19 protein-coding genes are annotated in these 25,149 nt (G+C 50.9%); 7 read left to right on the forward strand and 12 right to left on the reverse strand.

The window, feature by feature from the left end; translation table 11 throughout:
* Window positions 1-44: 44 nt before the first annotated feature.
* Window positions 45-3,170 (reverse strand): autotransporter outer membrane beta-barrel domain-containing protein, encoded by a 3,126-nt coding sequence (locus BMZ51_RS00835; protein ID WP_068009530.1) that lies wholly within the window; start codon window positions 3,168-3,170, stop codon window positions 45-47.
* Window positions 3,171-3,558: 388 nt separating this feature from the next.
* Between BMZ51_RS00835 and BMZ51_RS00840 the strand changes: the two genes are divergently transcribed.
* Complete coding sequence (locus BMZ51_RS00840) at window positions 3,559-5,445, forward strand: ABC-F family ATP-binding cassette domain-containing protein (RefSeq protein ID WP_068009831.1); 1,887 nt, start codon at window positions 3,559-3,561, stop codon at window positions 5,443-5,445.
* A 183-nt stretch (window positions 5,446-5,628) separates the two neighbouring features.
* Here the strand turns inward: BMZ51_RS00840 and BMZ51_RS00845 are convergent, their stop codons facing one another.
* The 4 genes from BMZ51_RS00845 to BMZ51_RS00860 all read right to left on the reverse strand — a co-directional run bounded on the left by BMZ51_RS00845 (window position 5,629) and on the right by BMZ51_RS00860 (window position 9,610).
* The gene (locus tag BMZ51_RS00845) at window positions 5,629-6,177 is read right to left on the reverse strand and encodes an AAA family ATPase (protein WP_068009527.1); all 549 of its coding nucleotides are present in this window, start codon (window positions 6,175-6,177) and stop codon (window positions 5,629-5,631) included.
* An 87-nt stretch (window positions 6,178-6,264) separates the two neighbouring features.
* On the reverse strand, window positions 6,265-6,957 hold the full coding sequence (locus BMZ51_RS00850; protein ID WP_068009525.1) for a class I SAM-dependent methyltransferase: 693 nt from the start codon (window positions 6,955-6,957) through the stop codon (window positions 6,265-6,267).
* The gene (locus tag BMZ51_RS00855; protein ID WP_068009522.1) at window positions 6,954-7,403 is read right to left on the reverse strand and encodes a DNA polymerase III subunit chi; all 450 of its coding nucleotides are present in this window, start codon (window positions 7,401-7,403) and stop codon (window positions 6,954-6,956) included. The genes BMZ51_RS00850 and BMZ51_RS00855 overlap by 4 nt, the downstream gene beginning before the upstream one ends.
* Before the next feature lie 716 nt (window positions 7,404-8,119).
* Window positions 8,120-9,610, reverse strand: coding sequence for a leucyl aminopeptidase (locus tag BMZ51_RS00860; protein ID WP_068009519.1), 1,491 nt, complete (start codon window positions 9,608-9,610; stop codon window positions 8,120-8,122).
* Between the two features lie 284 nt (window positions 9,611-9,894).
* On the opposite strand from BMZ51_RS00860, the gene lptF reads away from it, so the two are divergent.
* From lptF to rsmA, 6 genes are all read left to right on the forward strand, one after another.
* A complete protein-coding gene (gene lptF / locus BMZ51_RS00865) occupies window positions 9,895-11,088 on the forward strand; it encodes an LPS export ABC transporter permease LptF (RefSeq protein ID WP_208979206.1) in 1,194 nt (397 codons plus the stop codon).
* On the forward strand, window positions 11,088-12,179 hold the full coding sequence (gene lptG, locus BMZ51_RS00870) for an LPS export ABC transporter permease LptG (RefSeq protein WP_068009515.1): 1,092 nt from the start codon (window positions 11,088-11,090) through the stop codon (window positions 12,177-12,179). The genes lptF and lptG overlap by 1 nt, the downstream gene beginning before the upstream one ends.
* On the forward strand, window positions 12,179-14,581 hold the full coding sequence (locus tag BMZ51_RS00875; RefSeq protein WP_068009514.1) for an LPS-assembly protein LptD: 2,403 nt from the start codon (window positions 12,179-12,181) through the stop codon (window positions 14,579-14,581). Before lptG ends, BMZ51_RS00875 begins: the two co-directional genes overlap by 1 nt.
* Window positions 14,582-14,789: 208 nt before the next feature.
* The gene (locus tag BMZ51_RS00880) at window positions 14,790-15,731 is read left to right on the forward strand and encodes a SurA N-terminal domain-containing protein (protein WP_068009512.1); all 942 of its coding nucleotides are present in this window, start codon (window positions 14,790-14,792) and stop codon (window positions 15,729-15,731) included.
* Between the two features lie 34 nt (window positions 15,732-15,765).
* Complete coding sequence (gene pdxA, locus BMZ51_RS00885; protein WP_068009511.1) at window positions 15,766-16,782, forward strand: 4-hydroxythreonine-4-phosphate dehydrogenase PdxA; 1,017 nt, start codon at window positions 15,766-15,768, stop codon at window positions 16,780-16,782.
* Window positions 16,782-17,621, forward strand: a complete 840-nt coding sequence (gene rsmA / locus BMZ51_RS00890; RefSeq protein ID WP_068009508.1) for a 16S rRNA (adenine(1518)-N(6)/adenine(1519)-N(6))-dimethyltransferase RsmA — start codon at window positions 16,782-16,784, stop codon at window positions 17,619-17,621. The genes pdxA and rsmA overlap by 1 nt, the downstream gene beginning before the upstream one ends.
* Before the next feature lie 143 nt (window positions 17,622-17,764).
* Here the strand turns inward: rsmA and BMZ51_RS00895 are convergent, their stop codons facing one another.
* The 7 genes from BMZ51_RS00895 to fabG form a co-directional block, all read right to left on the reverse strand.
* Window positions 17,765-19,144 (reverse strand): multicopper oxidase family protein, encoded by a 1,380-nt coding sequence (locus tag BMZ51_RS00895; protein WP_068009506.1) that lies wholly within the window; start codon window positions 19,142-19,144, stop codon window positions 17,765-17,767.
* A 222-nt stretch (window positions 19,145-19,366) separates the two neighbouring features.
* A complete protein-coding gene (gene gmk, locus BMZ51_RS00900; protein ID WP_068009503.1) occupies window positions 19,367-20,059 on the reverse strand; it encodes a guanylate kinase in 693 nt (230 codons plus the stop codon).
* A 32-nt stretch (window positions 20,060-20,091) separates the two neighbouring features.
* Window positions 20,092-20,982 (reverse strand): YicC/YloC family endoribonuclease, encoded by an 891-nt coding sequence (locus tag BMZ51_RS00905; protein ID WP_068009829.1) that lies wholly within the window; start codon window positions 20,980-20,982, stop codon window positions 20,092-20,094.
* A gap of 175 nt (window positions 20,983-21,157) precedes the next feature.
* Window positions 21,158-22,333, reverse strand: coding sequence for an endolytic transglycosylase MltG (gene mltG, locus BMZ51_RS00910; RefSeq protein WP_068009502.1), 1,176 nt, complete (start codon window positions 22,331-22,333; stop codon window positions 21,158-21,160).
* Window positions 22,334-22,477: 144 nt separating this feature from the next.
* A complete protein-coding gene (fabF, locus tag BMZ51_RS00915; protein ID WP_068009501.1) occupies window positions 22,478-23,743 on the reverse strand; it encodes a beta-ketoacyl-ACP synthase II in 1,266 nt (421 codons plus the stop codon).
* A 148-nt stretch (window positions 23,744-23,891) separates the two neighbouring features.
* A complete protein-coding gene (locus BMZ51_RS00920; RefSeq protein ID WP_068009500.1) occupies window positions 23,892-24,128 on the reverse strand; it encodes an acyl carrier protein in 237 nt (78 codons plus the stop codon).
* Between the two features lie 275 nt (window positions 24,129-24,403).
* Entirely contained in the window at window positions 24,404-25,141 is a 738-nt protein-coding gene (gene fabG, locus BMZ51_RS00925; protein WP_068009499.1) for a 3-oxoacyl-[acyl-carrier-protein] reductase, read from the reverse strand.
* Window positions 25,142-25,149: the final 8 nt, after the last annotated feature.

Genomic DNA, 25,149 nt, shown 5'->3' on the forward strand with positions numbered 1-25,149 from the left:
ATTGCTACCCGGCGGTTTTTCCTTTTCAAAGCAGACCAGTCTTATCAGAACTGCGCCTTCAACACTGCCTTCACACTCTGATCCTGAACATCGCTGGAAAGCAACGCATCATAGGAAAGGCTGATCTGAGTATTTTCAGAGAACATCATAGACACACCAGCATTCATAACCGCGCTGTCCTGATTAGTAGGAACTCCGCTTACAGAGAAGCTATTCCCACCAGTAAAAGCGTTATCTGAGGTAAAGCTATTTCCATATATGCGCTGCCAGGCTATCGAGCCGCTCACTGCAACGTTAGCACCTGACAGATCAAAGGCTTTGTTAATGCGCAAGCCAAGGTTAGTGATAGCAGTACCATCCGAAGCGGAGTTGACTGCCAAAACAGCATCGCCGCCGCTTTCACTAAAACCATCACTGTTAACATTCACATAAGCTAGACCTGCAAATGGGGTCAGCGTTGCAAAGGAAGTATCGAGATCATAACCGGCTTCTGTAAAGACTTGGAAAGTCCCTGCATTGTAGTTCGCAGACAGGTCCTCAGAGAGGCTTCCGAAGCGAACATCTCGCTCACTGTCAATCTGGTTATACGAATAAGTCAGACCTGCCTTCAGGCTTGCATCACCAAAGCTGCCAGCACCATACACTCCAATATGGTATGAATCGACTGATGCAGAAGATACACTATCATCATCAATGGAGGTATGGCCGTAGCCTGCTGTCAAGCCTGCACTGAGGGTCTCGGTCAGGTGCGTATCAATACCGACGATCAGACCACCAGCGTTTCGATCAACACCTGCAGCGTTTCCATCACTGTCCCAACTACCCCAAGCACCGTACGCTTTACCCCAGAACAGACGACCGCCAGTGTTGCTTTCTTCGAGCACTGCAGAACGCAGAAAGCGGCTATCTTCAAGCAGGATATTGTTCACAGACGCGTAGATATCACCGGAGAGCTGATCATAAGCGTCTCCGATTTCTCCAGAAGACAGCCCCAGAACAGCCGCATTAAGCGGGCCAGCCCCAATTCCATTTAGACTACCACCAACAGCGCGCTGGTTTGACGTTTGAGCAGCGTTTACAAACGTAAGACTGTTTCGCGCTAAATCCAGATAGACGCTATTTGCATCGTAAGACAAGGATGTATCAAAGAAGTAGAGGTTATCGACAACACTTGAAAATGTACCGATAACACCGCCAGCTGCCTCAATAATCGTATATTGAGAACCATCGATATAATCGATACTTCCGGTATTGCCGTCCTCTGGAGTAACATTTACCTCAACATTATTGGCGATTGTAACAGCGCCCGTTACATCAAGCTTATCACTATTGCCCGCTTCATCTATTTCAACATCGTAGAAAGTATTGTCACTGAAACCGGTATTACCAGTCACAGTTAGGGTACCGATGGAGTTTCCTGGGGCTACACGGCCACCGCTTTGAACATCAATAGATTTAACCGTCCCTGAGCCGCCCAGAATACCATCTTCAAGGACCTCAATATCACCCAGTGTTCCGTTTACGGATAGGGTCGAACCCGCTTCAACGGAAGCTTCCACATCGCTGTTGTCACCGCCAAGGATGGTTTCTCCTGAGATAAACTCAAAAGCGACATTCAAACCGGTTAGTGATGTGTCGAAGAGATAGTCTTCGTTGGTGTGGTTGAATACGAGAAGGCCTTCACCTTCTCCGAACTGCACTGCAGCAGCCTCCAGATAGCCAGCTGCAACTGCTTCTTCACCTTTAGCCGCGCCAATATTGATGGTCCCTGTGGAGTCTTCCATGTCAGCTAAATAGACAGTACCTTCCCCGTCCTGAACAGAAACCACAGCCCCATCACTAATCGTCAGAGAACCTTGACCTTCATAGCCGACCAAAAGATAATCAGATGCTAACAGGCTTGTTTCTGTCCCACTAACAGAGACGGATCCTGATGAATTCTTATTACCGCCAATTACCGCATAAGACGCTGTAACAGTGCCGCCTTTATTTACTGTCAGAGAACCTTGCCCATTGTATCCAACGACGAACTCATCAGATATTGTCAGGTTTGCTCCATCCCCAGTAACTGAAACAGCGCCGGTCGCACCTTCTTCGTCTCCAATCGCTGAGGCAAGTGCGGTAACAGTGCCGCCATCTTTGATATTCAAGCTCCCGTTGCCGCTGGTACCTACGACCAGAACATTTGAGTTATCCCATCTGGAGTTTTCCCCCGAGACGTTAACTACCCCTGTTCCTCCTTCACCTGAGGCATAGGATGCATGGCCACCAACAAAACCCTTTATTGAGCTTACACTGCCGCCGTCAGTGATATTAACTGTTCCTGTCGCTCCCTCAAACATCCCAACTATCAGGATACCTGGGTCGCCGTCGAAACCACCTGGAAATAATGTACCTTGAGGGATACCAGCGATCTCTTCCGCATCAGAAACACTTACGAGGTCCCAGCTGGACCCCTCGCCAGAAATGGTCACTACGCCGGTTGAACCATTACCCTCTCCCACAATGCCGGTAATTGTTGCCGCCTGACCGCCATTCGAAATTGAAAAAGAGCCGTCTCCGCCATCACTACCAACGGACAGAAGACCGGAAAAAAGTGTCCCGCCATCGGAAACGGATACCTGTCCTGAGGTTCCTGTCTCTTCACCTATATAGGTTTCCAAAGTTTGCAAAAGAGAGTTTTCGCCCTCAACGTTTATCGTTCCGCTTCCACCATCCAATGTCCCCAGAACGACCAATTCAGCACTCACGGTCCCGCCGTTCAGTACTGAAAGTGTGCCTTCTCCACCGACGCCCAGGTAAATTCCTGTTGCTGAGGCCTCTGTCTCTTCACCGGTTACAACAATTGCCCCCTGATCGCCCGCAGGAATTCCAAAATCGGGTTCTCCAGTAAATCCCGCTCCGATTACCTCAGCATCAACGATACTTCCGTTTTCGATTGTTAGCGTGGCCCCCCCGGGAGCGCCAACAGCGACTACACCGCCGAAACTTTCCTGAACTTCGCTGAGTTGGGTATCTTCATCGACAAAGAGGAGGCCATCTGCTGCGAATGCGGCAGGAACACTGATGAGGGAAAGCGCTGCTAGACTTCCGACAATCGCCGTCTTGGAGAGAAGGGATTGTGCCTTTTCTTGAAAATAAGCACTTTGCTCTAAAATACTAATTGTCATTATAAAATACCACTTGTAAAGAATCTATATTGCAACAATTTAATGCAACTTTAAATTGCTATCAATATATACTGGTATAAATCTGCTGCTATCTGCGATTGACCCGACTTGTTATGATACATAATTTCAATTCAGCAAGTGCAGCTTGTCAGACCGACTACATCTTGCGGTCATTAATTTAGGGAGGACGTAGCGGGACGGATGTTGTTGCCCACCTCATTGCCTCTTTCAAAGAACCAGCTTGAAAATGACGACCTGCTATATCTGTTTTAAGACTGATGACTACGTAGCCTCTGACACCTTTTAACTCGCCTTCCCCACGCAAAAACTGCTCTCTTCCCTCACTCGCCTCTTGCCAAAGTTGGTTGAAGCGGGCAAACAGCGTTTTATGTTACAAGTATCCAGCCTGACTTATCGCATTGCTGGTCGTCTTTTGATCGACAATGCCTCCGTTACTATACCCAGTGGTGCAAAAACCGGCCTCGTGGGTCGCAATGGCGTTGGCAAATCAACGCTGTTTAAACTGCTGTGCGGAGAGCTCTCTGTTGAGAGCGGTAGCGTACATATGCCTCAAAAAGCGCGGATCGGTCAGGTTGCGCAGGAAGCACCGGGCACGCAAGACTCTTTGCTTGCGGTGGTTCTAGCTGCTGATACCGAGCGCACCGACCTTTTGGCAGAAGCTGAAACGGCGCAGGACGCGCATCGTATCTCCGAGATCCATACACGCCTTGCAGATATTGAGAGCCACAGCGCAGAAGCGCGTGCCTCTGCTATCTTGAGCGGACTGGGCTTTTCGCATGATGAACAGCAGCAGCCGTGTGCCAACTTCTCCGGTGGCTGGCGTATGCGTGTGGCCCTTGCGGCGCTGCTGTTTTCCAAACCAGATTTGATGTTGCTGGATGAACCGACCAACTACCTCGACCTTGAAGGCACGATGTGGCTTGAGAACTTCATTGCGCGTTATCCATATCAAGTTCTGCTGATCAGCCATGATCGCGACTTGCTGAATAACGCGGTGGATAGCATCGTGCATATGGATGGCGGCAAGCTGACGTTTTATCGCGGTGGTTATGATAGTTTCGACCGTCAACGCCGCGAAACGATCATCTTGCAAAAGAAGGCTGCCGAAAAGCAGGACAAAGCGAGAAAACACATTCAGAGCTTTGTTGACCGGTTCCGCGCGAAAGCCTCCAAGGCAAAGCAGGCGCAGTCCCGCATCAAGATGCTCGAGAAGATGCAGCCTATTTCTGTTCTGGATGAAGGCTCAGGTCTGGAGCTGCACATTCCGCAGCCGGAGGCTAAGCTGTCTCCCCCTATCATCAAGCTGGAACAGGCCTCTGTTGGCTACGACGACAAGACGATTTTGAGCAATCTGACGCTGAACATCGACCATGATGACCGTATTGCGCTTTTGGGTGCCAATGGTAACGGTAAATCGACCTTCGCCAAGCTGATTGCAGGCCGCCTTGGGTTGATGTCCGGTGAGATGGCAAAGGCAACCAAACTGAGCACTGCGTTTTTTGCGCAGCATCAGCTTGATGACCTGATGCCAGAGAGCAACCCCATTGAGCATGTGCGTCCTTTGATGCCCGGCGCTATGGAGTCCAAAATCCGTGCGCGTGTTGACCGCTTTGGCTTACCGACTGATCGCATGATGACACCAGCCAAGGACCTTTCGGGCGGTGAAAAGGCACGGCTGTTGCTGGGTCTTGCTACCTTCCATGGGCCGAACCTTGTTATTCTTGATGAGCCGACCAACCACCTTGATATCGACAGCCGCGAAGCACTTGTGCACGCGATCAACGATTATGATGGTGCGGTTATTCTCATCAGCCATGACAGGCACCTGGTGGAAGCGTGTGCAGACCGCTTATGGCTTGTTGCTGACGGAGGCGTGAAAGACTTCGACGGCGACATGGCAGCCTACCGCAAGCTGATCCTTAAGGGTGACAGCAGCTCTAAATCTAAATCCGTCGTGGAAGAGGACAGCGAGAAGGCAAACGCCCAAGCGCGCCGCAAGGAAGCTGCCGAGCGCCGTGCTAAAACCGCTCCTTTAAAGAAGAACATTGAAGCGGCAGAAAAAGAGATCTCCAAGTACCAAAAGTACATCAAGAAACTTGATGCGCTGCTGGCTGATCCACGGATCTATACAGAAGCACCGGACAAAGCCAAGCAGCATGCCATTCGTCGTGCAGCCTATGTGAAGGTGCTGGGCGAGACCGAAGAGAAATGGCTGGGCATGTCAGCCGAACTGGAAGAACTTTCTGCGGGCTAGGTTTTGCCGTCAATGAGATTGATTGAAACCCGGTACTGATACCAGTGCCGGGTTTTTCTTTGCCTCACGCTTAAAGCCCCCGATGACCTGGCAGATAAGTCAGCACACAAGATCAATATCATTAAATATCAACGCGTTAATTGATAATTTTGATAAAATAATTGAGCTAACTCATAAACTGATTCAAAGGATGAGCTTTGAAAGGGCGGCGGTGCGCTGGTTCCTTGATCCGCTCAGCTCTACAAGCCTTGGGAGCAGCTCCAACATTCCGAGCGTATCATCGCGGATAATCTGCTTTAGTCGTTCATCTGTTTGGTGGCGCAGTTCTACCTCTTCGATCTGTGCAGTTATTTCATCTGGTGTTGAAAGCGGAAGAAATATGATCAGATCCAAAGCTGCTAAAGCCTTTTCTATCCTCACCAAGAGCTGACCAGATGGCTCCCACTGTGCGCCCTCGCGCTCACTGAGCACTTCCAGATAGGCAATGAAATCCAGCGGGCAACGATCGAAGATGATGTCTTGCTCATGCTCCGCGCTGAGGATTGATTGCAGGTTGTGGTTCAGCTGCTCCATAAAGTCGTCGATGGACGGTTGCTGTGCAAACATGACGCCCTGCTGAGCGAGCTCCCAGTACGGCTCCTGAACCACCTCGTAGGCTTGATGTTGGTCGACGAAATCTTCCTGGAGCGTTGTTTTCCCACTGCCATGGGTGCCGGTGACTGCAATCCTCATTGTGATCCTTTAAAGCAAAAAGCGCCTCTCTTTACGCAAAGAGCAAGGCGCTTGGTTATCTGGCCGTCTTTTGACACTTGATAGCTGTTAGGCTTTGCGCTTGAGTTCCAGCCAAATATGCGGAATGGTGCGGCCATCCTCTTTATGCAAGGTGTATGTATACCTCACACTTTGCTCAAAGTTATCGTCACAAAACATTGATAACTCAGAGTTAGTTAGAGGCCATGGCGGACCAGAGGCGTCCTCATCCTCCTCACAATAGCGGGTGAGGATAATTAGAGTGCCACCAGGTGCAACGAGGCTTTTCAGCGGTTTCACGAAGCTTTTGCGCAGCTCGCTACTGACGGCTTGCAAGGTGTAACATTCGTAGACCAGATCAAACTTCCCAACCCAGTCCTGCGGCGGGTTCATAAGATCGGCGCACCGAAACTCTACCTCGCCAGCTGGGAACCGTGAAGTCGCCCATTTGATGGCTGAGGGTGCAACATCAAAGGCAGAGGTTTTCCAGCCTGCCATGTGCAGCGCGTTGGCGTTGTCGCCTAAACCGCACCCTACATCCAATGCGGTGCGCCCTTGCCCGTTGTTGGCTTCAAGCCACTTCGCCAATGGTTCTTTCGGCTTTAACTCTGCCCACGGAATCTCATTGGTGTCACCGTTTGCCGAGGTATAGACTTGCTCAAACCAGCTCTTTCGGCTTTCCCAGCTGCCATCGCTCGCGCCTTCAAGCTTATCCAGACGCTCATGGAGCTGCTTGCGGTGATCCATATCCTGCGTGCTCATGCTTTCCGATCCCATCCGCCGCTGTCAGTTTGCGCCCAGTATGTGAGGTCGTGGCCCGTGTCCTTCACCTCAACCCAGCGCTTGCGCGCTTCTTGCAAAGCGTCTTGATCATTGCCGTCAAACATATAGACAACGCGCTGGTACTGAGCCGGGTCTGGCAGAGGCGCACGATCTACCAGAAAGCGGACGATTGCCTCATTGGGGTTATCGCTTTCTGTCGTGAGGTAAATCGGCTGATACTCGGGATGCCCTTCCTTCTTGGTGCCGTGAGGCAAGAACCCATCTTCTGAGTAGGTCCAAAGGTAAGCGTCAATTGCATCGCACCGTTCTTCTGTTGCGAATTGGACCGTCACCACCCAATCTCTCTCAAGACATTTTTCTAGGAGAGTTGGCAGCGCCCTTTCCAGCGGAAACTTTGACAGCTGATAGAACAGCACTTCACTCATATTCTGGTGTCCCGTTTTTCCCTCAGGCTTGGAGGCTACCCCAACCCAGTGCACCCTTTAGCGCATGCTGGTTCTGGCTTTGTGTGGTATATGTAAAGCTCAAATCACAGCGTTTTTCAATTGACCACACTTTAATCTAAAAATTGCCGTGAATATCCATATAACCTGGGATATTCATAGGAATCATTGATAAACTCCACCCAGACGTTTTAAAGGTCTGGACTTGATCACATTCTCGGGGAATTTCATTGGTGTGTTAAGCTTGGCGAAACCCACTTCCGACTATGGAGGGTGAAATGCCCTCACCTGTGTGCTCTTGTGGGTCCGCAGGCATTGTATATTTAGGAAATGACCAAATGGCAGCGCGTATTGCTTTATTCTTTGCTCTTGTATCCGGCCTTGTTGGGATAACAGCAGCTGTGGGCGCAATGATTCCAGACAATTCTGGTGCCTGTGTTCATTATCAGACCTGCTGATTAAGTAACAGGAGTGGCTTTTATCTCTCTAGCCCGCTCGTGCTTTTAAAAATAAACGCATCACGCATTTATTTCTTGCAGTTCAAAACAAAAGCCCCGCCTGACAAATCAGCGGGGCTTTTGTTTTGAAGTTGAACAGACGCCATACACCACCGCAACAAGCCCAGCAAAAAAGGCCGGCCACATGTGGATGTGACCGGCCTTTTTCAAATGTAAACACGCATAGGCGTTGCGAAAGGTTTAGCCTTCGAAATGCTCTTTGATCATGCGGTTAAGCGCACGCACACCAAAACCAGAAGCCCAGCCTTGCGAAATCGCGGTCTTTTTGGAGCCCATCGCAACGCCAGCAATATCAATGTGTGCCCATTTGGTTTCATTGGTATGACGCTGCAGATAAACAGCTGCAGTGCTCGCACCACCCCAGCGATTACCGCCAGTGTTGCGCATATCTGCATTTGGAGTATCGATCATCTTGTCATACTCATCGCCAAGTGGCAGGCGCCACATTTTCTCGGCGGTTGTCTCACCAGCAGCACAGATTTTTGCAGCCAGATCATCATCCTCTGAGAAGACACCAGCGCGGTGACCACCCAGCGCGACCATGCAAGCACCGGTAAGGGTCGCAAGATCAATCATGAACTTTGGTGAAAAACGCTCCTGAGTGTACCAAAGAGCATCGCCCAGCACCAAACGGCCTTCAGCATCGGTGTTGAGGATCTCAACTGTCTGACCAGACATGGTTTTAACGATGTCACCTGGACGAATTGCGTTTCCATCCGGCATGTTTTCAACCAGACCCAGCACACAAACTGCGTTTACCGCTGCTTTACGCCCTGCAAGGGCTTTCATGAGACCGATAACAGCAGCTGCGCCACCCATATCACCCTTCATGTCTTCCATGCCAGCACCTGGCTTCAAGGAGATACCGCCGGTATCGAACACAACGCCTTTACCGACAAACGCGATTGGTGCTTCGCCTTCTTTGCCGCCGTTCCATTTCATAACAGCAAGACGGGATGGACGAACGGAACCCTGACCAACGGCCAGAAGGGCATTCATGCCCAGTTCCTGCATCTTATCTTCGTCGAGGATCTCAACTTCTACACCAAGCTCGGAGAGCTGCTGAGCTTTGGCAGCAAACTCAACTGGACCAAGTGTGTTTGCTGGCTCGTCAACAAGCCTACGTGCAAGCAACGTGCCTTGTGCAACAGCTTCAGCTTCTGCCCATGAAAGCTCAGCAGCACCAGCATCTTGAACCTTAAGGGTCAATGAGCAGGCTTTGTCGCCGTCAGCTTCTTTCTTCACAGTGCGATAGGTGTCAAACTTGTAACCACGCAGCAATGCGCCCTGTGCAAAATCAGCGGCTTGTTGGGCGGTTGCAGCCGAGGGGAAGGTCACTTCCGCATCTTCAGCTTTCAACGCCAGCAATTTACCAGCAACTTCACCGCCCAGATTAACCCAGTCCCGGTCTTTCAGTTCTTCAATTTTGCCAAGTCCAGCAACAATCAAACGCTCTGCGTCCATACCTTGAGGTGCAAGCAGGTGCATGATAGCGGACTTTTTGCCGTTGAAGTCTGCCGTTTTTGCAGCGCGCGCAACAGTTTCGCTCGCCGAACCCATCACACCCTCGGCCTCAGCAGCAAAGTTAAGTTCTTCGCCAGCAAAGACAACTTGAGAACGCGCTGTAGGCTTGGAGTATTGTGCAAACTTGATGGATGTGAATTGCGTCATATGGTCGTTTCTTTCCTCAGACTAAACTGCGACCGGCGTTTTCTAGCATAATATTCTAGTGAACACAGATATACATGTGCCTTAGCCGCGCTTAAAACTCATGTCAGAACATGGCGTGATAATGGTCTCGTTTCAAGGCTGAGTGAAGAAACTTGCGAGTTTATTCATTAAAAGATCCTGAGAACCGACTTTCAGCCACATTCCGTGCTATTGAGTGGCATTGAATCATTTTGTGGCTTGGCCGCTCCCATAATGAACAAGAAAAGGTTCTGGTGCACGGCACAATGAAGACTATTGAACGTTATATCATCAGGCGATGCTCGACCGCCTTTATCGTGACCCTGGCAGCCATGACTGGTGTTGTCTGGTCTACGCAAGCGTTGCGCCAACTGGATCTGGTGACCTCAAAAGGTCAAACACTTCTTCAGTTTGGCTATATCACTGCCCTTGCGCTCCCACTCCTCATTCTGATTGTTGCACCCTTTGCAATGATGCTGGCGTTTATTATTGTTTTAAATAGTATGTCACGCGACAGTGAGCTGATCGTCATCAATGCATCGGGTGCCTCTAAATGGCTTGTATTGCGGCCTGTTTTGATCTTCTCCGTTATGATCACAGCGCTTATGTACTTTTTGTCGACCTATCTGGCACCTACCGGGCTGGCGGAGCTTCGCAGTGAGCTAACACGCGTGCGCGTTGATCTGGTTGCAAATATCATCAAACCTGGCAGGTTCATTCCGATTGAAGAGAACCTGACTTTCCATATTCGCAACCGAAGCGGAGATGGTGCACTTGAAGGCCTTTTGCTGGATGATGCCCGCGACCCAGAAACGTCCTTTACCTACACAGCGGAAACGGGACGGATCATCGAAGCTGCTGACAAGACGCTCCTTGTGATGCTTGATGGAACAATCCAGCGGCGACCTAAGGGTGGGCAGGACATGTCCATCGTGAGCTTTGAGAGCTATGGCTTTGATTTATCCGCGATGATTCCCGAGGCCCGAGAGCCAACTTTCAAGTCTAGTGAGCGCCCGACATTTGAATTACTGAATGCAAAAGCTGGCGATTCTTATGCAGCAAAGCACTTGGACAAGCTAATTGTGGAATTCCATGATCGTTTGAGCGTTCCGCTTTACCCAATTGCCTTTGGGCTGATCATCTACGCATTCCTTGGTACCCCCAAGACCACCCGACAAGACCAAGGTCTTGCAATAACAACAACAATCGCTGTTGCGACTCTGCTGAGAACTGCAGGTTTTGGCGCAACACTAATCGTGAGTGCAGCTCCAGATATGTTCCCGTTGCTCTATGCAATCCCAATAATCGCAATTGCGCTTGCTGCTTGGTCCATTAGCCTAAACAAAAGACCTTGGTTGGTTCAGAGTCTGGTCAATGGGGCACATTCCCTTTCCGATATGGTTGGGCGTGTGTTCTCGAAACTGGTTGGGCGTAAAAACCAAGGGTCAGCAGGGTTGTAATGGCAGGAAGAACACTCAGTCTTTACATTTCCAAACGGTTCTTCAAGTCGATCCTGGCTCTCTTTCTGTTTGCGACCGTACTCATCCTTCTTTTTGATGTGCTTGAGCTTGTACGCCGCGGGGGTGACCGCGAAGGTTTCTCCATGCTGCGCATCGTTGCGATTTCCGTATTGCGCGTTCCATTACTGCTGGAACAAGTCATTCCATTTGCGGTGCTTTTTGGATCCATATGGGCCTTCGTCTCACTGAGCAGAAGCCTTGAACTTGTGGTGGCACGTGCTGCTGGCATCTCAGTCTGGCAATTCACCGCCCCTGCACTTCTGACTGGTCTCTTTATCGGTATCTTTTCCGTTATCGCATACAACCCAGGTGCGGTTTATCTGCAAAAAAAATCAGACGAGATCGCTGAAGGGCTTTTTAGTGTTGAGCAAACTTACCTGCTGGAAGGTTCTGGTGAGGTCTGGCTTCGGCAAAATGGCACGGATGGTGAATCCGTTTTACACGCCCGCCACACCAGTGGTCAGGGAGCAACGCTCAATGGCCTGACACTGTTCTCATTTGACCGTCAAGGCGAGTTCTCAGAGAGAATCGAAGCACGCAAGGCCGTTCTTGGAGAAGGGATGTGGCGTTTAACTGACGCCGTTGTCTACGCTTTGGACACTGATCCACAACATTATGATAACTACACAGTCAGCACATTTTTGACCCCGACAGAGGTCAAGGAGAGCATAGGTTCACCGGAATCCATTAGCTTTTGGAGTCTTCCACGCTTTATCGAGCTATCCAAAAGGGCCGGACTACCTGCGTATAGGTATTCTTTACAATATCAGACTCTTCTAGCCAAACCCCTGTTACTTGTGGCAATGATTGTTATTGCTGCTGCTGTTTCGCTGCGTGTTTCGCGTTTTGGGGGAATTGGTCGCCTGATTGCCTGGGGGATTTTGTGTGGGTTCGTGCTTTACGCCGTCTCTGAAATCTCTAAGGACTTGGGTGGAGCCGGAATCGTCCCAACAGCGGTTGCGGCATGGGCACCTGGCGTATTTGGGGTTCTTATGGGTTTCACTATTCTGTTGAACCAGGAGGATGGTTGATGGGTTCGACCTCGATCCTGAAACAGAAAATCAAGCGAGTTGGGGCTGGCTGCGTATCGCCAGAATACCTTCGTACTGTCTCTGCGCTTGCTTTGCTATGCGGTGCTGGCCTTTTGGCTATCAGCGCGCCTGTAGTTGCGCAGATCGATCTATCGCAAACTGCCAAGCAGGCGGTTGATACTTCTCAGCCAATGATGCTTGAAGCGCTTGAGCTTCAGTATGACTTTGATAATGACATCATTGTCGCATTCGGCGGCGTCGAGATCTATTTCGATAATTACACATTGCAAGCTGACCGCGTTACTTACAATCGTAAGGACGGGAAATTCTCTGCACATGGCAACGTGAGAATGACTGAGCCAGATGGCAACCTCATTCTTGCAGATAACCTGACGCTGAGCGATGACTTCTCTGAGGGGTTCATCCAAGCACTGCAGATTGATACACCTCAGTTCACTCATTTCATTGCGGAAAGTGCTGAGCGCTCAGGTGACAATGTTACGACACTGAATAACGGAACCTACTCCGTTTATCAAAAAGCTCCGAAGCCTCCGCTTTGGCAGATCAAATCCACAACGATCATTCACAATCAACAAGAGCGCCGAATCTATTTCGAAGGCGCATCTATTGAGTTGTTTGGTCATACGATTGCAAAGGTCCCTTATTTTTCGATCGCGGATCCATCCGTTGGTCGCAAATCTGGCTTCTTGCTACCGCGCTTTATCGCTAAGAACCGTCTTGGGTATGGTACTGCGATCCCATACTATTGGTCGCTCTCACCCACTTATGACATGACGGTTACTGTGACGCCGCTTACAAAACAGGGCGTTTTGGGGCAGCTTGACTGGCGTCAGAAATTTGACCGCGGATCCTACAATATTTCGGTTGGCGGCATATCCCAAGCAGACCCGAATGAATTTTTGGGCTCAAGTGGAGATGTCCGTGGCCGCTTTATCGTGCACACAGATGGTAGTTTTAACTTAAGTAGCCTCTGGAAAACCGGCTGGGATATCACTTACGCAACGGATCGTGCTTTTCGCGAGGATTATGGCTTTGCGCAGTTTGGAAGCGCAGATGAAGTTTCCAAGTTGTATCTAAAAGGCCAAACCCAGCGTAACTTATTTGATGCCAATGCCTATGCATTCCAGCTCACTCAGGAAAACAACCCAGATCCGACACAGCCGATGAATCCAGTCGGGCCGTTCACCCCTGTTAATGATGACCTGCAAGAGAAACAGCCCTACGTTCACCCGTCGATTGATAACTCGATTTACTTTGAGAAGTCGATTTTGGGCGGGCAGCTGAACTATGACGGCAACCTGACGAGCCTCACCCGTGAGACAACCGATGCATTCTCCGTGAATGGAGTTGACCGGTTCCGCGGGGTTGAGGGAACTTTTACTCGTTTGAGTGCTAACCTGACGTGGCAGCGTACGTTCATCGATCCACTCGGACAGGTTTTCACGCCATTTGCCTATGCGAAGACAAACCTTTATTTCCTCGCAAACGCGGATGAGAACGTCACTGAACTTTCAGATGACGCGGTCGTCTTCCGAGGGATGCCGGCAGTCGGTCTGGAGTATCGTTATCCATTCCTGTCGAGCTTCAATGGTGGCAACCAGATCATTGAGCCTGTTGCACAGCTTATTGTTCGCCCTAACGAAACATCGATTGGTGAGCTGCCGAACGAAGACGCACAGTCGATCGTTTTCGACGCTTCCACTTTGTTTGAATGGGATAAGTTTTCTGGATTTGACCGTAACGAAGGCGGAACGCGTGCTAACATTGGTCTGCAATATAAATTGCAGTTTGACCAAGGCTCGTTTGTAAGCGCTCTGTTTGGTCGCTCCTTCCAGCTTGCTGGAGAAAATTCCTACTCAGTCCCTGGTATTCTGGATGCGACTGGCGATTCTGGTCTCCAGACCACAGGGTCTGATTACGTCACCAGCCTTTACTTCGACACCAATACCGGGTTCCGCATCGGCGGTAATGCTCGCTTCAACGAGCATGACTTTGGCGTTGCGCGTACGGAAATCAGCGCAAGTGGCCGTTATGGACCTGCCTCGACTGTTCTTTCCTATGCATATCTGGCAGAGCGTCCAGACGCAGGAATTGATGAGCAGCGCTCCGAGGTGGTTGGCGCGCTCAACTTGAACCTTCAGGAAAACTGGCGCTTATTCGGCTCCCTTCGTTACGATATTATCAATGAGAATATCGTGCAGGATACGGTCGGAGTTGGTTACGATGACGAAGGCTTCTCTGCCTCAATCTCCTACGGTGAAGACCGGAGCCGGAACAATGGCGAGCCTGTCGAACGGATCCTCTTCTTCCGATTCGGCCTCAGAACCATTGGCGACACCAGCCTCTCAACCTCAACCTCTGAGTCAAACGCGAATGACTAAGTAGGTAATTACACTTAAACCTCAGGCTATGCACAAAAAAATAGCCTGAGGCATGACAGATTATCGCCTTTTTTTGCTATTAATTAACTGTGTTGGATTTTCCCGGCTGCAACTTTCTGACTTGCGCCAAGCGGTGCCATATATGTATCGGTGCAATTGTGGGAGCATGCATAGATACTGTAGCCTTTGGGACGGAGAGCTTAACAAAATGAAACTTACTCGCTATTGCGCTTCTTTGGTTTTTGCTGCCTGCATGCTGGCACCCGTCGGGCCGCTGCTTACATCTGCTGAAGCTGCCAGTAAAATTGTCGCCGTTGTCAATGGCCGTCCTATTACAAGCTATGAATTACAGCAGCGATCAAAGCTCATCGCACTTACAACGCGCGCACCCTCTTCTGTTGCAAAGCGAAAAGCTAGGGAAGAGCTGATTGATGAAGCCTTGAAGCTTGAAGAGGCCAAGCGCGTTGGTGTTTCAATCAAGGACAGCCAAGTTGATGATGCTTTTGCCTCAATTGCAAAACGGGTAAACCTTTCCCAAACACAGTTTAAACAGGCTCTTTCTCAAAGCGGCGTGAACTCACGAACTTTGAAAAATCGCTTACGTGCGGAAATCACGTGGTCGGAAGTGGTTATGCAACGTTTTCGAGCAACCGTACGGATTAATGAATCTGACGTGATTGCACTGCTTCAGGGCAAAGAAGGCACTAAGGACAGCGCAACGACCAGTGTCGAATATGATCTTCAGCGGATTATCTTCGTCGTCCCGAAGAATGCCAGCAAATCTTTCAAGAACAAACGTGCTGCTGAGATGAAACGACTTCGCGCGCGCTTCACATCCTGCGAAGAAGGCACACGGATTGCGGCTGGCTTGAACGAAGTTATCGTACGGCCAATCGGCAAGCGTCTTGAAACTGATCTTCCTGCAGGCTTTGTGAAGCAGCTGAATGCGATCTCTGTTGGCCGCGTAACAGCCCCTACCCCTGTAGACTCCGGATTTGAGATGATTGCTCTTTGTGGTAAAGAGACAATCAACAGTGATGCGACTGCGCGAAGCACAATTGAGGGCGAGTTACGCAACAAAAAAGGGCAACAGCTTTCTCGCCGTTACCTTCGTGACCTACGCTCCAATGCTGTAATCGAGCAGCGCTGATCGTCTGATTGGCTGCGGGAGATGGTTTTTAATTATGCGCAGAGTAAAATTGGCGCTCGCCCTCACAATGGGCGAGCCTGCAGGTATTGGACCTGACATTACGCTGAAGACGTGGAAAGTTCGCTTCGAGCAAGACGTTCAGCCGTTTTATGTTTTATGCGATCCTGAGCTCCTTAAAGCCCGCGCAAAGCACCTTGGATTAAAGATCCCCATCAAAGTGGTTGAGCCAGAAGCTGCTTGCGATTGCTTTGATGAAGCATTGCCTGTCGTTCCGCTCTCAGGCCCCGTCCAGGTCAGTCCCGGGGCGCCATCTGGCACCAATGCGGCCCTTGTTATTGAATCCATCAGCACCGCGGTGCAGCACGTTAAAGACGGCAGAGCCTCTGCCGTGGTCACCAATCCTATCTCCAAGAAAATCCTTTATGATGCTGGGTTCCATCACCCAGGACATACTGAGTTTCTTGGCGATTTGGCGAAGACCTACTGGGGCAAAGATGCTGACCCCATTATGTTGCTTGCAGGCCCTGAATTGATGGCGGTGCCACTTACCATTCATGTTCCCTTTGTCGATGTTCCCAAACTGCTGACAAAGGACCTCATCGTGGATAAGTGCCGCGCGATTAATAAGGACATGATTGAACGCTTTGGGATTACATCACCGCGTATCGCCATCGCTGGCCTCAATCCACATGCGGGTGAAGGCGGCTCCATGGGCACCGAAGAAATCGAAACAATCTCGCCTGCGATCGCACAGCTTCGCAGTGAAGGCATCGATGCGCGTGGTCCTTTGCCTGCGGATACAATGTTCCACAGTGAAGCGCTGGATACTTATGATGTGGCTGTGGCCATGTATCATGATCAGGCGCTGATCCCCGTAAAAACTCTGGCCTTTGATGAAGCTGTGAATGTGACGCTCGGCCTCCCGTATGTGCGCACTTCACCTGATCATGGTACCGCATTTTCGATTGCCGGCACCAATAAGGCCTCCCCAAACAGCTTGATGGCTTCGCTGCGTCTTGCAGCAGCCCTTGCAGAACCTGAGCTTGTTTAATGGCACAAATTGATGATCTGCCGCCTCTTCGTGAGGTGATTGCAGAGCATGGGCTCGATGCCCGCAAATCTCTTGGACAGAACTTTCTTCTGGACCTTAATCTGACATCTCGGATTGCACGCAGTGCTGGTGACTTGAGCGAATGCACTGTGGTTGAAGTTGGGCCAGGCCCAGGCGGTCTGACCCGCGCCTTGTTGGCTGCTGGCGCTAAAAAAGTCATTGCCATTGAAAAAGATACAAGGTGCCTTCCAGCGCTGGATCAAATTTCACAACATTATGGCGGACGATTGGAAGTGATTGAGGGAGATGCCCTCAAGCATAATCCTGCCGACCTTGCAGATGGACCGATCAAAATCATCGCCAACCTGCCCTATAATGTGGGCACACAGCTTCTGCTCGGCTGGTTGACGACACCGGAGTGGCCTCCCTTCTGGACCTCTTTAACATTGATGTTCCAAAAAGAGGTTGGGCAGCGCATTGTAGGACAAACCGGCGACAAAGCTTATGGCCGTCTTGGCGTGCTGGCAAATTGGCGATGCCATACGGACATTCTTTTCGATCTCAATCCGAAAGCCTTCACACCGCCGCCGAAAGTCATCTCTGCCGTTGTGCAGCTGCATCCACGCGAAACGCCGCTGGAGTGCCCTTTGAAAGCGCTGGAGCGCGTCACTGCGCATGCCTTTGGACAACGCCGCAAAATGCTACGCGCGAGCCTGAAGGGTCTTAAACCGGACGCTGAAGCACGTATTGAAGCTGCCGGACTTAAACCGACAGCCCGAGCTGAAGAAATCGATGTGGCAGGGTTTGTCGCACTTGCTCATGCATTTGATCAGGATTGATTGGAACCGTTTGAACAAAGGCACCTTGCAGGTCGGCGGGCCTGCTTGGGAAAACGAATGCCGAAGACAAGGCGAGTAGCCTTATAAAAAAAGCCCTGAGACCACTGCGGTCTTAGGGCTTTTTTATGCGGATGATTGCTCGTTTACTCAACTCTTAAAAAAGCCGTCATGCCGCTCTCTTGATGTTCGATAATGTGACAGTGCATAAGCCAATCGCCTTCAATATCGGGGCGAACAGCCACTTGCAAGCGCTCGTCAGGAAGAACCAGTGCGGTATCCGTCCACCATGGTGGGAGTTTGCGCTTATTGCTCTTGAGCAACTTGAAGGTCATTCCATGAATATGGATCGGGTGCGTTTGAGGTGTGCGGTTTATAAACTCAAGTACATATGACTTGTCGCGTTTAAGCACATCCACGGGATCTAACGGCCCGCGCTCTGCGCCCTGCCATGCTTTCTTATTCACCGCCCAAAACGAAAAGCCCAAACTGCCGCAAATTGGATTGGCTGGTCGCTTCTCCGCCGTGGCAGAAAATTCCAACGGGAGATATTCCGCATTCTTCAAGTCCGGTTGCGGGATCGGGTTGACTGGCAGAGGTTTTATTTCCCGCAAATCACGGTGCAGCGAGGTCCCGACCGCTCGCAGTGAAAGCACTGGCCATGGCGACGAAGATGAATAGTTGGTGAGCTCGATCTGCTCTCCTTCTCCATCTGGAATGCGCAGCGCGATATCGGCCCGCTGCCCGGGCCCCAGTGCCAGCATCTTGACAGCAAACGGGGCAACTGGATTGCCGTCCATTGCGATTACTTTAGCCTGTGTGTTTTGCGGGAATGCCAATTTGTAGATCCGCGTTACATCACTCACACACAGGCGCAGGCGGACCAAAGACCCTGCCGTCACATCCATCACCGGAGCAGATTGCCAGTTGGACGTCCTGTGCGTACCAAAAGTGCCTGCGCGTGCAGATTTGCGTGGCTGGAAGAGCTTTACAAACTGACCATCACTACCAAGGCGAAAGTCACGCAGATTGACTGGAAGATCATGATCGAAACCTGGGTCCTCTTGCTCTTCAACAACCATCAACCCTGTCATGCCATAGGAAAGCTGTTCCAGCGAATTGCAGTGAGGATGGTACCAAAAGGTGCCGGCATCTAGAGGCGTAAAGCGATAATCGAAATGATCCTCCGAATACACATAGGGCTGGGTCAGAAACGCAACGCCATCCATATCATTGGGCAAACGCATACCGTGCCAGTGGATGGTTGTTGGTTCACTCAGTTTGTTGACCAAACGGGCGTGGAACCGTTCCCCTTGCTTCACCCGAAGTGTGGGCGGCATGGCATCGCCGAAGGTAAACATGTTTTTGGTGTTTGGCGCACCCTTTACCAACGGATGGTCTATATGCCTTGCAATTAGGTCATGGCGTTTTGGGACAGCCCATAAACTTGTCGCACCGCCAACACCACCCAGAACGGCAGCCCCTCCCAACACGGCACCTTTGAGCGCCTCACGTCGCGTGATCATCGCTAATGTCCTCAAGCTCGGTCCGTCTTTGTACTTGGCTGGTCAATGGCTATTCACTCGGGACGGCTGCAATAAATCTTTACTGATCCGGCAGGGCACCTTGCTGCGGCAACAGCGCCCCGCTCTTGTCTGGCTCACAAACTGATTCAACTGGTTGATGAATTGAGTCTGGAAACCACAGTAACACGTTGAACCTACAGTATTTTACGCTGTTAAATTTAGCTATTTGGCGATTGACGCTTCTAAATCAGCAATCATACCATCCATCTTTTGCGCAAGTTTTGGCAGGCGAATGCGCTTCAAACGCTCGCTCGCGATGATGGACTGAACTGTCTTAACAGCGTTGTCCAGGTCATCGTTGACGACGATATAATCAAAGTCCTGCCAGCCGGAAACCTCATCAATCGCGGTTTGCATGCGCCGCTTGATAGCAGCTTCATTGTCATCACCGCGACCTTCGAGGCGGGCCTGCATTTCTGCAATCGATGGCGGCAAAACGAAGATTGCGACCACGTCTTCCCTTGCCTGCCTCTGAAGCTGGCGCACTCCAACAATATCGATATCAAACAGGATATCCTTGCCAGCACTCAAGCTTGCATCGACAGGCTCGCGCGGGGTTCCATAGTAATTGTCGTGAACTTTTGCCCACTCCAAAAGCTCGTTTGCTTTGATCTTGCGTTCAAATTCATCGCTCTCAAGGAACTGGTAGTGGACGCCATGCTCTTCTGTAGCGCGTGGTGCGCGGGTGGTGGCGGACACAGATAAGGCAAGCTTTGCATCATCAGCAAGCAGCCGGTTCGCGATTGTGCCTTTTCCGGCTCCCGATGGCGCTGCCAGGACGAGCATAAAGCCGCGACGTACATCCTCAATATCGTGAGCGGATATAGTTGTCCTACCTGAATTCTCTACGGTCATTTTTAGCTCTATCTTCTTTTAATTAGGGGCGGCTATTCAATGTTTTGAGTTTGTTCGCGAAGCTGATCAATAACAGTCTTCAACTCCAACCCAATTGCGCTCAATTCCACGCTGTTCGATTTGGAGCACAAGGTATTGGCCTCTCGATTAAACTCCTGCGCTAGAAAATCGAGCCGACGTCCGATTGCTCCCCCTTTGACAAGCAATTCACGCAGAGCTTCCACATGCGCATACAGCCGGTCCAGCTCTTCGCGGATGTCTGACTTGGTGGCAAGGATTGCTGCTTCCTGGTGCAGTCTTTGCGAATCAAGCTGGCTGCTTGCATCAACAAGCTCTTTGACCAAGCTCTCCAAGCGTGCCCGAATTGCCTGCGTGCTGCGCGAAGGCAGCTCTTCGGCCTGTTTGGTGAGCGCTTCAATCGTATCAACCTGACCTTTGAGCAGCGTTGAGATCGCATTTCCCTCACCGCGGCGCATAGCGACGAGCTCGTTAAGCGCCTCATCAAAGGATGACAGTAGCGCTGCAGTTTGCAGGTTCGTTTCTTCTTCGCTTTCTTCAGCTTCTTCAAACTCAAGAACGCCTTTATATCCAAGGATCGCGTCCAGCGAGGGCTCTGGTGCATCTGGCAGGCGCTCGCGGAGGGTAGCAACGGCCTTGAGAACCTGCTCCAGCGCCTCTTCGTTGACCACCATTGCTGTTTGAGAATGGGAACGCTGCAATTGCAGACCGACAGAAACATTACCGCGCTTTAGATGGACGGCAAGACGCTTGCGCACTTCCGCTTCGACACCATCCAGCCCTTGCGGCAGTCGCAAGCGTGCATCGAACCCTTTACCGTTCACAGAGCGGAGCTCCCAAACCCAGCGTGCCTCGTTATGAGTACCTTCCACGCGGGCAAAGCCTGTCATGCTTGCCAGTGCCATCCGTTGAAACTCCTTTTGTGGTGCCTTTCGTTGCAGCACCTCTATAACTGTTTGCCGACGTTCAGCATACGCCAGGGCCCAGAAAAACCCCATGAGGCATTTTGCGAGTCGACGCAAAAAGCCTGCCCGGTTTTACTGGACAGGCTTTTAAAATGTTTCCTGCAAGACTTGCAGATTAGTTCTTGTTCTTTTCCGCTGCCTGTTTGGCGCGAAGTTCTTTCTCGACCTTACGCCAGTTTGCAACGTTGCGCTGATGCTGTTTATAGGTCTCAGCGAAGGCATGGCCGCCGGTTCCGTCAGCAACAAAGAACAGGTCTTTTGTCGGTGCTGGACTTGCCACCGCCTCTAGAGCAGCTGCACTTGGGTTGCCTATAGGGCCAGGAGGCAGGGCCTTGATCTTGTAGGTGTTGTAAGGATTTTCTTCCTGCAACATGGACCGTGTGATCGCGGAGCGGTCCTTCGTCCATGCATCGCCACCAAACAAGCCATAAAGGATTGTCGGATCAGACTGCAGCGGCATTCCCTTACGCAGACGATTGACAAACACAGATGCAACCCGTGGATGCTCGTCTACTTTGGATGTTTCTTTCTCCACGATGGAGGCCAAAATAACCAGCTGTTCGGGCGTATTGATCGGGAGGCCTTGTGAGCGCTTTTCCCAAATGCGAGCAATCTGATCGTCCATAGACTTTTTCATTTGCGCAACAATACGTGCCTTGGTCGTACCGCGTGTAAATGTATAGGTTTCTGGCAGCAAGGAGCCCTCAGACGGGATTGCCGTAATCTCTCCGGTCAGGATCTTATTTGCATTGAGGCGTCTGACGATCTGAGCACTTGTCCAGCCTTCCGGGAAGGTTACGGAGTGATAGACGGCACGTCCTTCGACAAGGTCTTTCATGACATCTTTCATAGAGATGCCAGCAGGGAAGGCATACTCACCTGCTTTGATTTTGCTCTCGTTTTTAAACAAGCGCGTCCCAGCCTCAAAAACCAGGGAATTGGTAATGACGCCTTCATCTTCCAGTTTCGCTGCGATCTGCGGCAGGCTCATACCGTTTGCAACGATAAAGACGCTTTCATCAGGCAACGGGCCGTCTGCATCAAACTGCCCCTTCCCCCAATACAACGCTGCGCCAGCAACAATGATACCAAGCACTGCCATGGACAGCAGGAAGTTAACGGTAATAACGACTGGGTTGCGCGCGTGTCGGGAGCGTGCCGGTGGTGGCGGCGCTGCATCCGGCTGTATGGCGCGACTGGGACTACGAGGTGCTGATGGTCCACCTGCTTGATTAGGAAGATCAGATTGATCCTTAGGCCCATTTGAGTTTTCGTCAGGCGATTGAGCCATAATTACCCTCTATACTGGAGAGTGTCATGCTCTCCATAAAATACTCATTAACAGAGCCTCACCCAGACGGGCGCAGTAATATGAAAGGGCCAGATTCCGCCAAGCGGAGTCTGGCCCTTTTATTCTTTGATCAAAAAAAACGGGCTATGCCACGATTTTTTTGAGAACCAGAGATGCGTTTGTTCCACCAAAACCAAAGGAGTTCGACAGAGCATAGTTAATCTCCATCTTCTTCGCTTTGTTTGGAACCAAGTCAATCGCAGTCTCAACTGACGGATTGTCAAGGTTAATGGTTGGAGGCGCGATCTGATCACGGATCGCCAGAGCACTGAAGATCGCTTCAACAGCACCTGCTGCACCCAACAGGTGACCAGTAGCAGATTTGGTTGAAGACATCGTCAATGAACCAGCGCCTTCGCCTGCAAGGCGCTCAATAGCGCGCAGTTCGATCTCGTCACCCACCGGCGTGGAGGTGCCGTGCGCGTTGACGTAATCAACATCATCAAGTGAAATGTTAGCGCGCTTCAGAGCTGCTTTCATGCACCGGTAACCGCCATCACCATCAGATGCTGGCGCTGTGATATGGTAGGCATCACCTGACATGCCGTAGCCAACAACCTCAGCGTAAATTTTTGCGCCACGCGCTTTTGCGTGCTCATATTCTTCCAGCACAACAACGCCTGCACCCTCACCCATAACAAAGCCGTCACGGTCTTTGTCGTAGGGACGAGAGCCTTTTTCAGGTTCGTCGTTATATGCGGTGGAAAGAGCTTTACAGGCATTAAAGCCTGCAACACCAATGCGGCAAACAGTGCCTTCGGCACCGCCTGCAACCATGACATCAGCATCATCAAGTGCAATAAGGCGAGCAGCATCACCGATCGCATGTGCGCCGGTGGAGCAAGCTGTTACAACAGCATGATTTGGGCCTTTAAGGCCGTGTTTAATAGAAACTTGACCACTCGCCAGATTAATCAGGCGACCGGGAATGAAGAACGGGCTCACGCGGCGCGGGCCTTTTTCTTCCAAAATAAGAGCTGTATCAGCGATACCCTGAAGGCCGCCAATACCAGAACCGATCATTGTACCAGTGCGGCACTTGTCTTCTTCGGTTTCAGGCTTCCAGTTTGAATCTTCAATGGCCTGATCGGCAGCTGCAACGGCGTAGACGATGAATGGGTCTACCTTGCGCTGCTCCTTTGGAGCCATGTATTGATCTGGATTGAATGTGCCTTCAGTACCATCGCCGAATGGCACCTGACAGGCGATCTTAGTTTGAAGATCTTCGATCTCGAAGCCTTCGATGCGGCCTGCGCCACTTTTGCCTTCAAGAATTCGCTGCCATGATATTTCTGCCCCATTGCCAAGAGGGCTAACCATGCCAATGCCCGTGATAACGACTCGACGCATATTTCCGTACTTTGCTAGCTTCGTGCTGACACCCGATCACACTGCTCATCTGGACGAGAACGTCCGTCACAGTGACAGTTGTGCAGCGAATAGGAACAGGCGCGGCGAGTGCAAATGACCCACCGCGTGCCTAGCTTTTAAAACAGGATTAAGCCTGTTTGGATTCGATGAACTTTACAGCATCGCCTACAGATTGGATTGTCTCTGCAGCGTCGTCTGGAATTTCAACGCCAAATGCTTCTTCAAAGGCCATTACCAGTTCAACGGTGTCCAAGCTGTCTGCGCCCAGATCGTCGATGAAGCTTGCAGATTCGACGACCTTGTCTGCCTCTACGCCGAGGTGCTCGACAACGATCTTCTTTACCTGTTCTGCAACATTGCTCATTTTAAGTCCTCAATTGGTTTTCAAGGTGGTGTTTCGGTCCGCTTCACAGCGCCTTAATTCACTCGGCACCCGTGTTACACACTCTGGTTCTTTTGAAAAGACACAACGGCCTATATGTTAAGCCGCTTCCAAAGAAAACCGCAGCTTTTCCGTTCCTCTTTCCAAGAGGCCACTTCTAATCGGCGGGTTCCTACCACAATCTGCAGTGTTTTACCAGCCATCAGTAGTGATTGCTCCAGTACTCCAAGGGTCGAACCAGCTGTGGGTTTCGCCTATTAAATCATCGCCATGCCGCCATTTACATGCAAGGTCTGGCCGGTAACGTAGCCGGCCTCATCACTTGCAAGATAAACAGCTGCACTTGCGATTTCGTCTGCAGTACCCAAACGACCAGCAGGCACATTGCCCAGGATCGAATCGCGCTGCTTCTCATTCAGCTCATCGGTCATTGCTGTTGCAATGAACCCAGGAGCAATTGTGTTAACTGTGATCTTACGTGAGGCAACTTCCTGCGCCAAAGACTTGGACATGCCAATCATGCCAGCTTTTGCTGCCGAATAGTTTACCTGGCCCGCATTGCCCGTCACACCTACAATGGAGGTAATACCGATGATACGACCATGACGGCGCTTCATCATACCTTTGATTGCTGCGCGGCAGATGCGGAATGTTGCAGACAGGTTCACTTCAAGAACCTGATCCCACTCTTCATCCTTCATGCGCATGAAGATGTTATCACGCGTAATGCCAGCGTTGTTGACCAGGATATCCAAGCCGCCCATGAACTCTTCCGCTGCCGGAATCAGCTCATCAACGCTGTCACGGTCAGACAGGTTTGCTGCCTTGATGTGAACGCGGTCGCCCAAGTCAGCTGCCAATGCTTCCAGCTTCGCTTCGCGTGTACCAGAAAGCGTAACAGTTGCGCCCTGCGTATGAAGAGAACGAGCGATCGCTTCGCCGATACCACCAGTGGCACCAGTTACAAGCGCGCTTTTTCCTTCCAAATTAAACATGCCGTTTG

This window comes from Pseudovibrio axinellae (assembly GCF_900110875.1).
Lineage (GTDB): Bacteria > Pseudomonadota > Alphaproteobacteria > Rhizobiales > Stappiaceae > Pseudovibrio > Pseudovibrio axinellae.

Excerpts from the sequence above, each read along its gene's own strand:
- BMZ51_RS00835 (WP_068009530.1), bottom strand. The coding sequence starts at position 3,170 with ATGACAATTAGTATTTTAGAGCAAAGTGCTTATTTTCAAGAAAAGGCA.
- BMZ51_RS00840 (WP_068009831.1), top strand. The coding sequence starts at position 3,559 with ATGTTACAAGTATCCAGCCTGACTTATCGCATTGCTGGTCGTCTTTTG.
- BMZ51_RS00845 (WP_068009527.1), bottom strand. The coding sequence starts at position 6,177 with ATGAGGATTGCAGTCACCGGCACCCATGGCAGTGGGAAAACAACGCTC.
- BMZ51_RS00850 (WP_068009525.1), bottom strand. The coding sequence starts at position 6,957 with ATGAGCACGCAGGATATGGATCACCGCAAGCAGCTCCATGAGCGTCTG.
- BMZ51_RS00855 (WP_068009522.1), bottom strand. The coding sequence starts at position 7,403 with ATGAGTGAAGTGCTGTTCTATCAGCTGTCAAAGTTTCCGCTGGAAAGG.
- BMZ51_RS00860 (WP_068009519.1), bottom strand. The coding sequence starts at position 9,610 with ATGACGCAATTCACATCCATCAAGTTTGCACAATACTCCAAGCCTACA.
- lptF (WP_208979206.1), top strand. The coding sequence starts at position 9,895 with ATGAAGACTATTGAACGTTATATCATCAGGCGATGCTCGACCGCCTTT.
- lptG (WP_068009515.1), top strand. The coding sequence starts at position 11,088 with ATGGCAGGAAGAACACTCAGTCTTTACATTTCCAAACGGTTCTTCAAG.
- BMZ51_RS00875 (WP_068009514.1), top strand. The coding sequence starts at position 12,179 with ATGGGTTCGACCTCGATCCTGAAACAGAAAATCAAGCGAGTTGGGGCT.
- BMZ51_RS00880 (WP_068009512.1), top strand. The coding sequence starts at position 14,790 with ATGAAACTTACTCGCTATTGCGCTTCTTTGGTTTTTGCTGCCTGCATG.
- pdxA (WP_068009511.1), top strand. The coding sequence starts at position 15,766 with ATGCGCAGAGTAAAATTGGCGCTCGCCCTCACAATGGGCGAGCCTGCA.
- rsmA (WP_068009508.1), top strand. The coding sequence starts at position 16,782 with ATGGCACAAATTGATGATCTGCCGCCTCTTCGTGAGGTGATTGCAGAG.
- BMZ51_RS00895 (WP_068009506.1), bottom strand. The coding sequence starts at position 19,144 with ATGATCACGCGACGTGAGGCGCTCAAAGGTGCCGTGTTGGGAGGGGCT.
- gmk (WP_068009503.1), bottom strand. The coding sequence starts at position 20,059 with ATGACCGTAGAGAATTCAGGTAGGACAACTATATCCGCTCACGATATT.
- BMZ51_RS00905 (WP_068009829.1), bottom strand. The coding sequence starts at position 20,982 with ATGGCACTGGCAAGCATGACAGGCTTTGCCCGCGTGGAAGGTACTCAT.
- mltG (WP_068009502.1), bottom strand. The coding sequence starts at position 22,333 with ATGGCTCAATCGCCTGACGAAAACTCAAATGGGCCTAAGGATCAATCT.
- fabF (WP_068009501.1), bottom strand. The coding sequence starts at position 23,743 with ATGCGTCGAGTCGTTATCACGGGCATTGGCATGGTTAGCCCTCTTGGC.
- BMZ51_RS00920 (WP_068009500.1), bottom strand. The coding sequence starts at position 24,128 with ATGAGCAATGTTGCAGAACAGGTAAAGAAGATCGTTGTCGAGCACCTC.
- fabG (WP_068009499.1), bottom strand. The coding sequence starts at position 25,141 with ATGTTTAATTTGGAAGGAAAAAGCGCGCTTGTAACTGGTGCCACTGGT.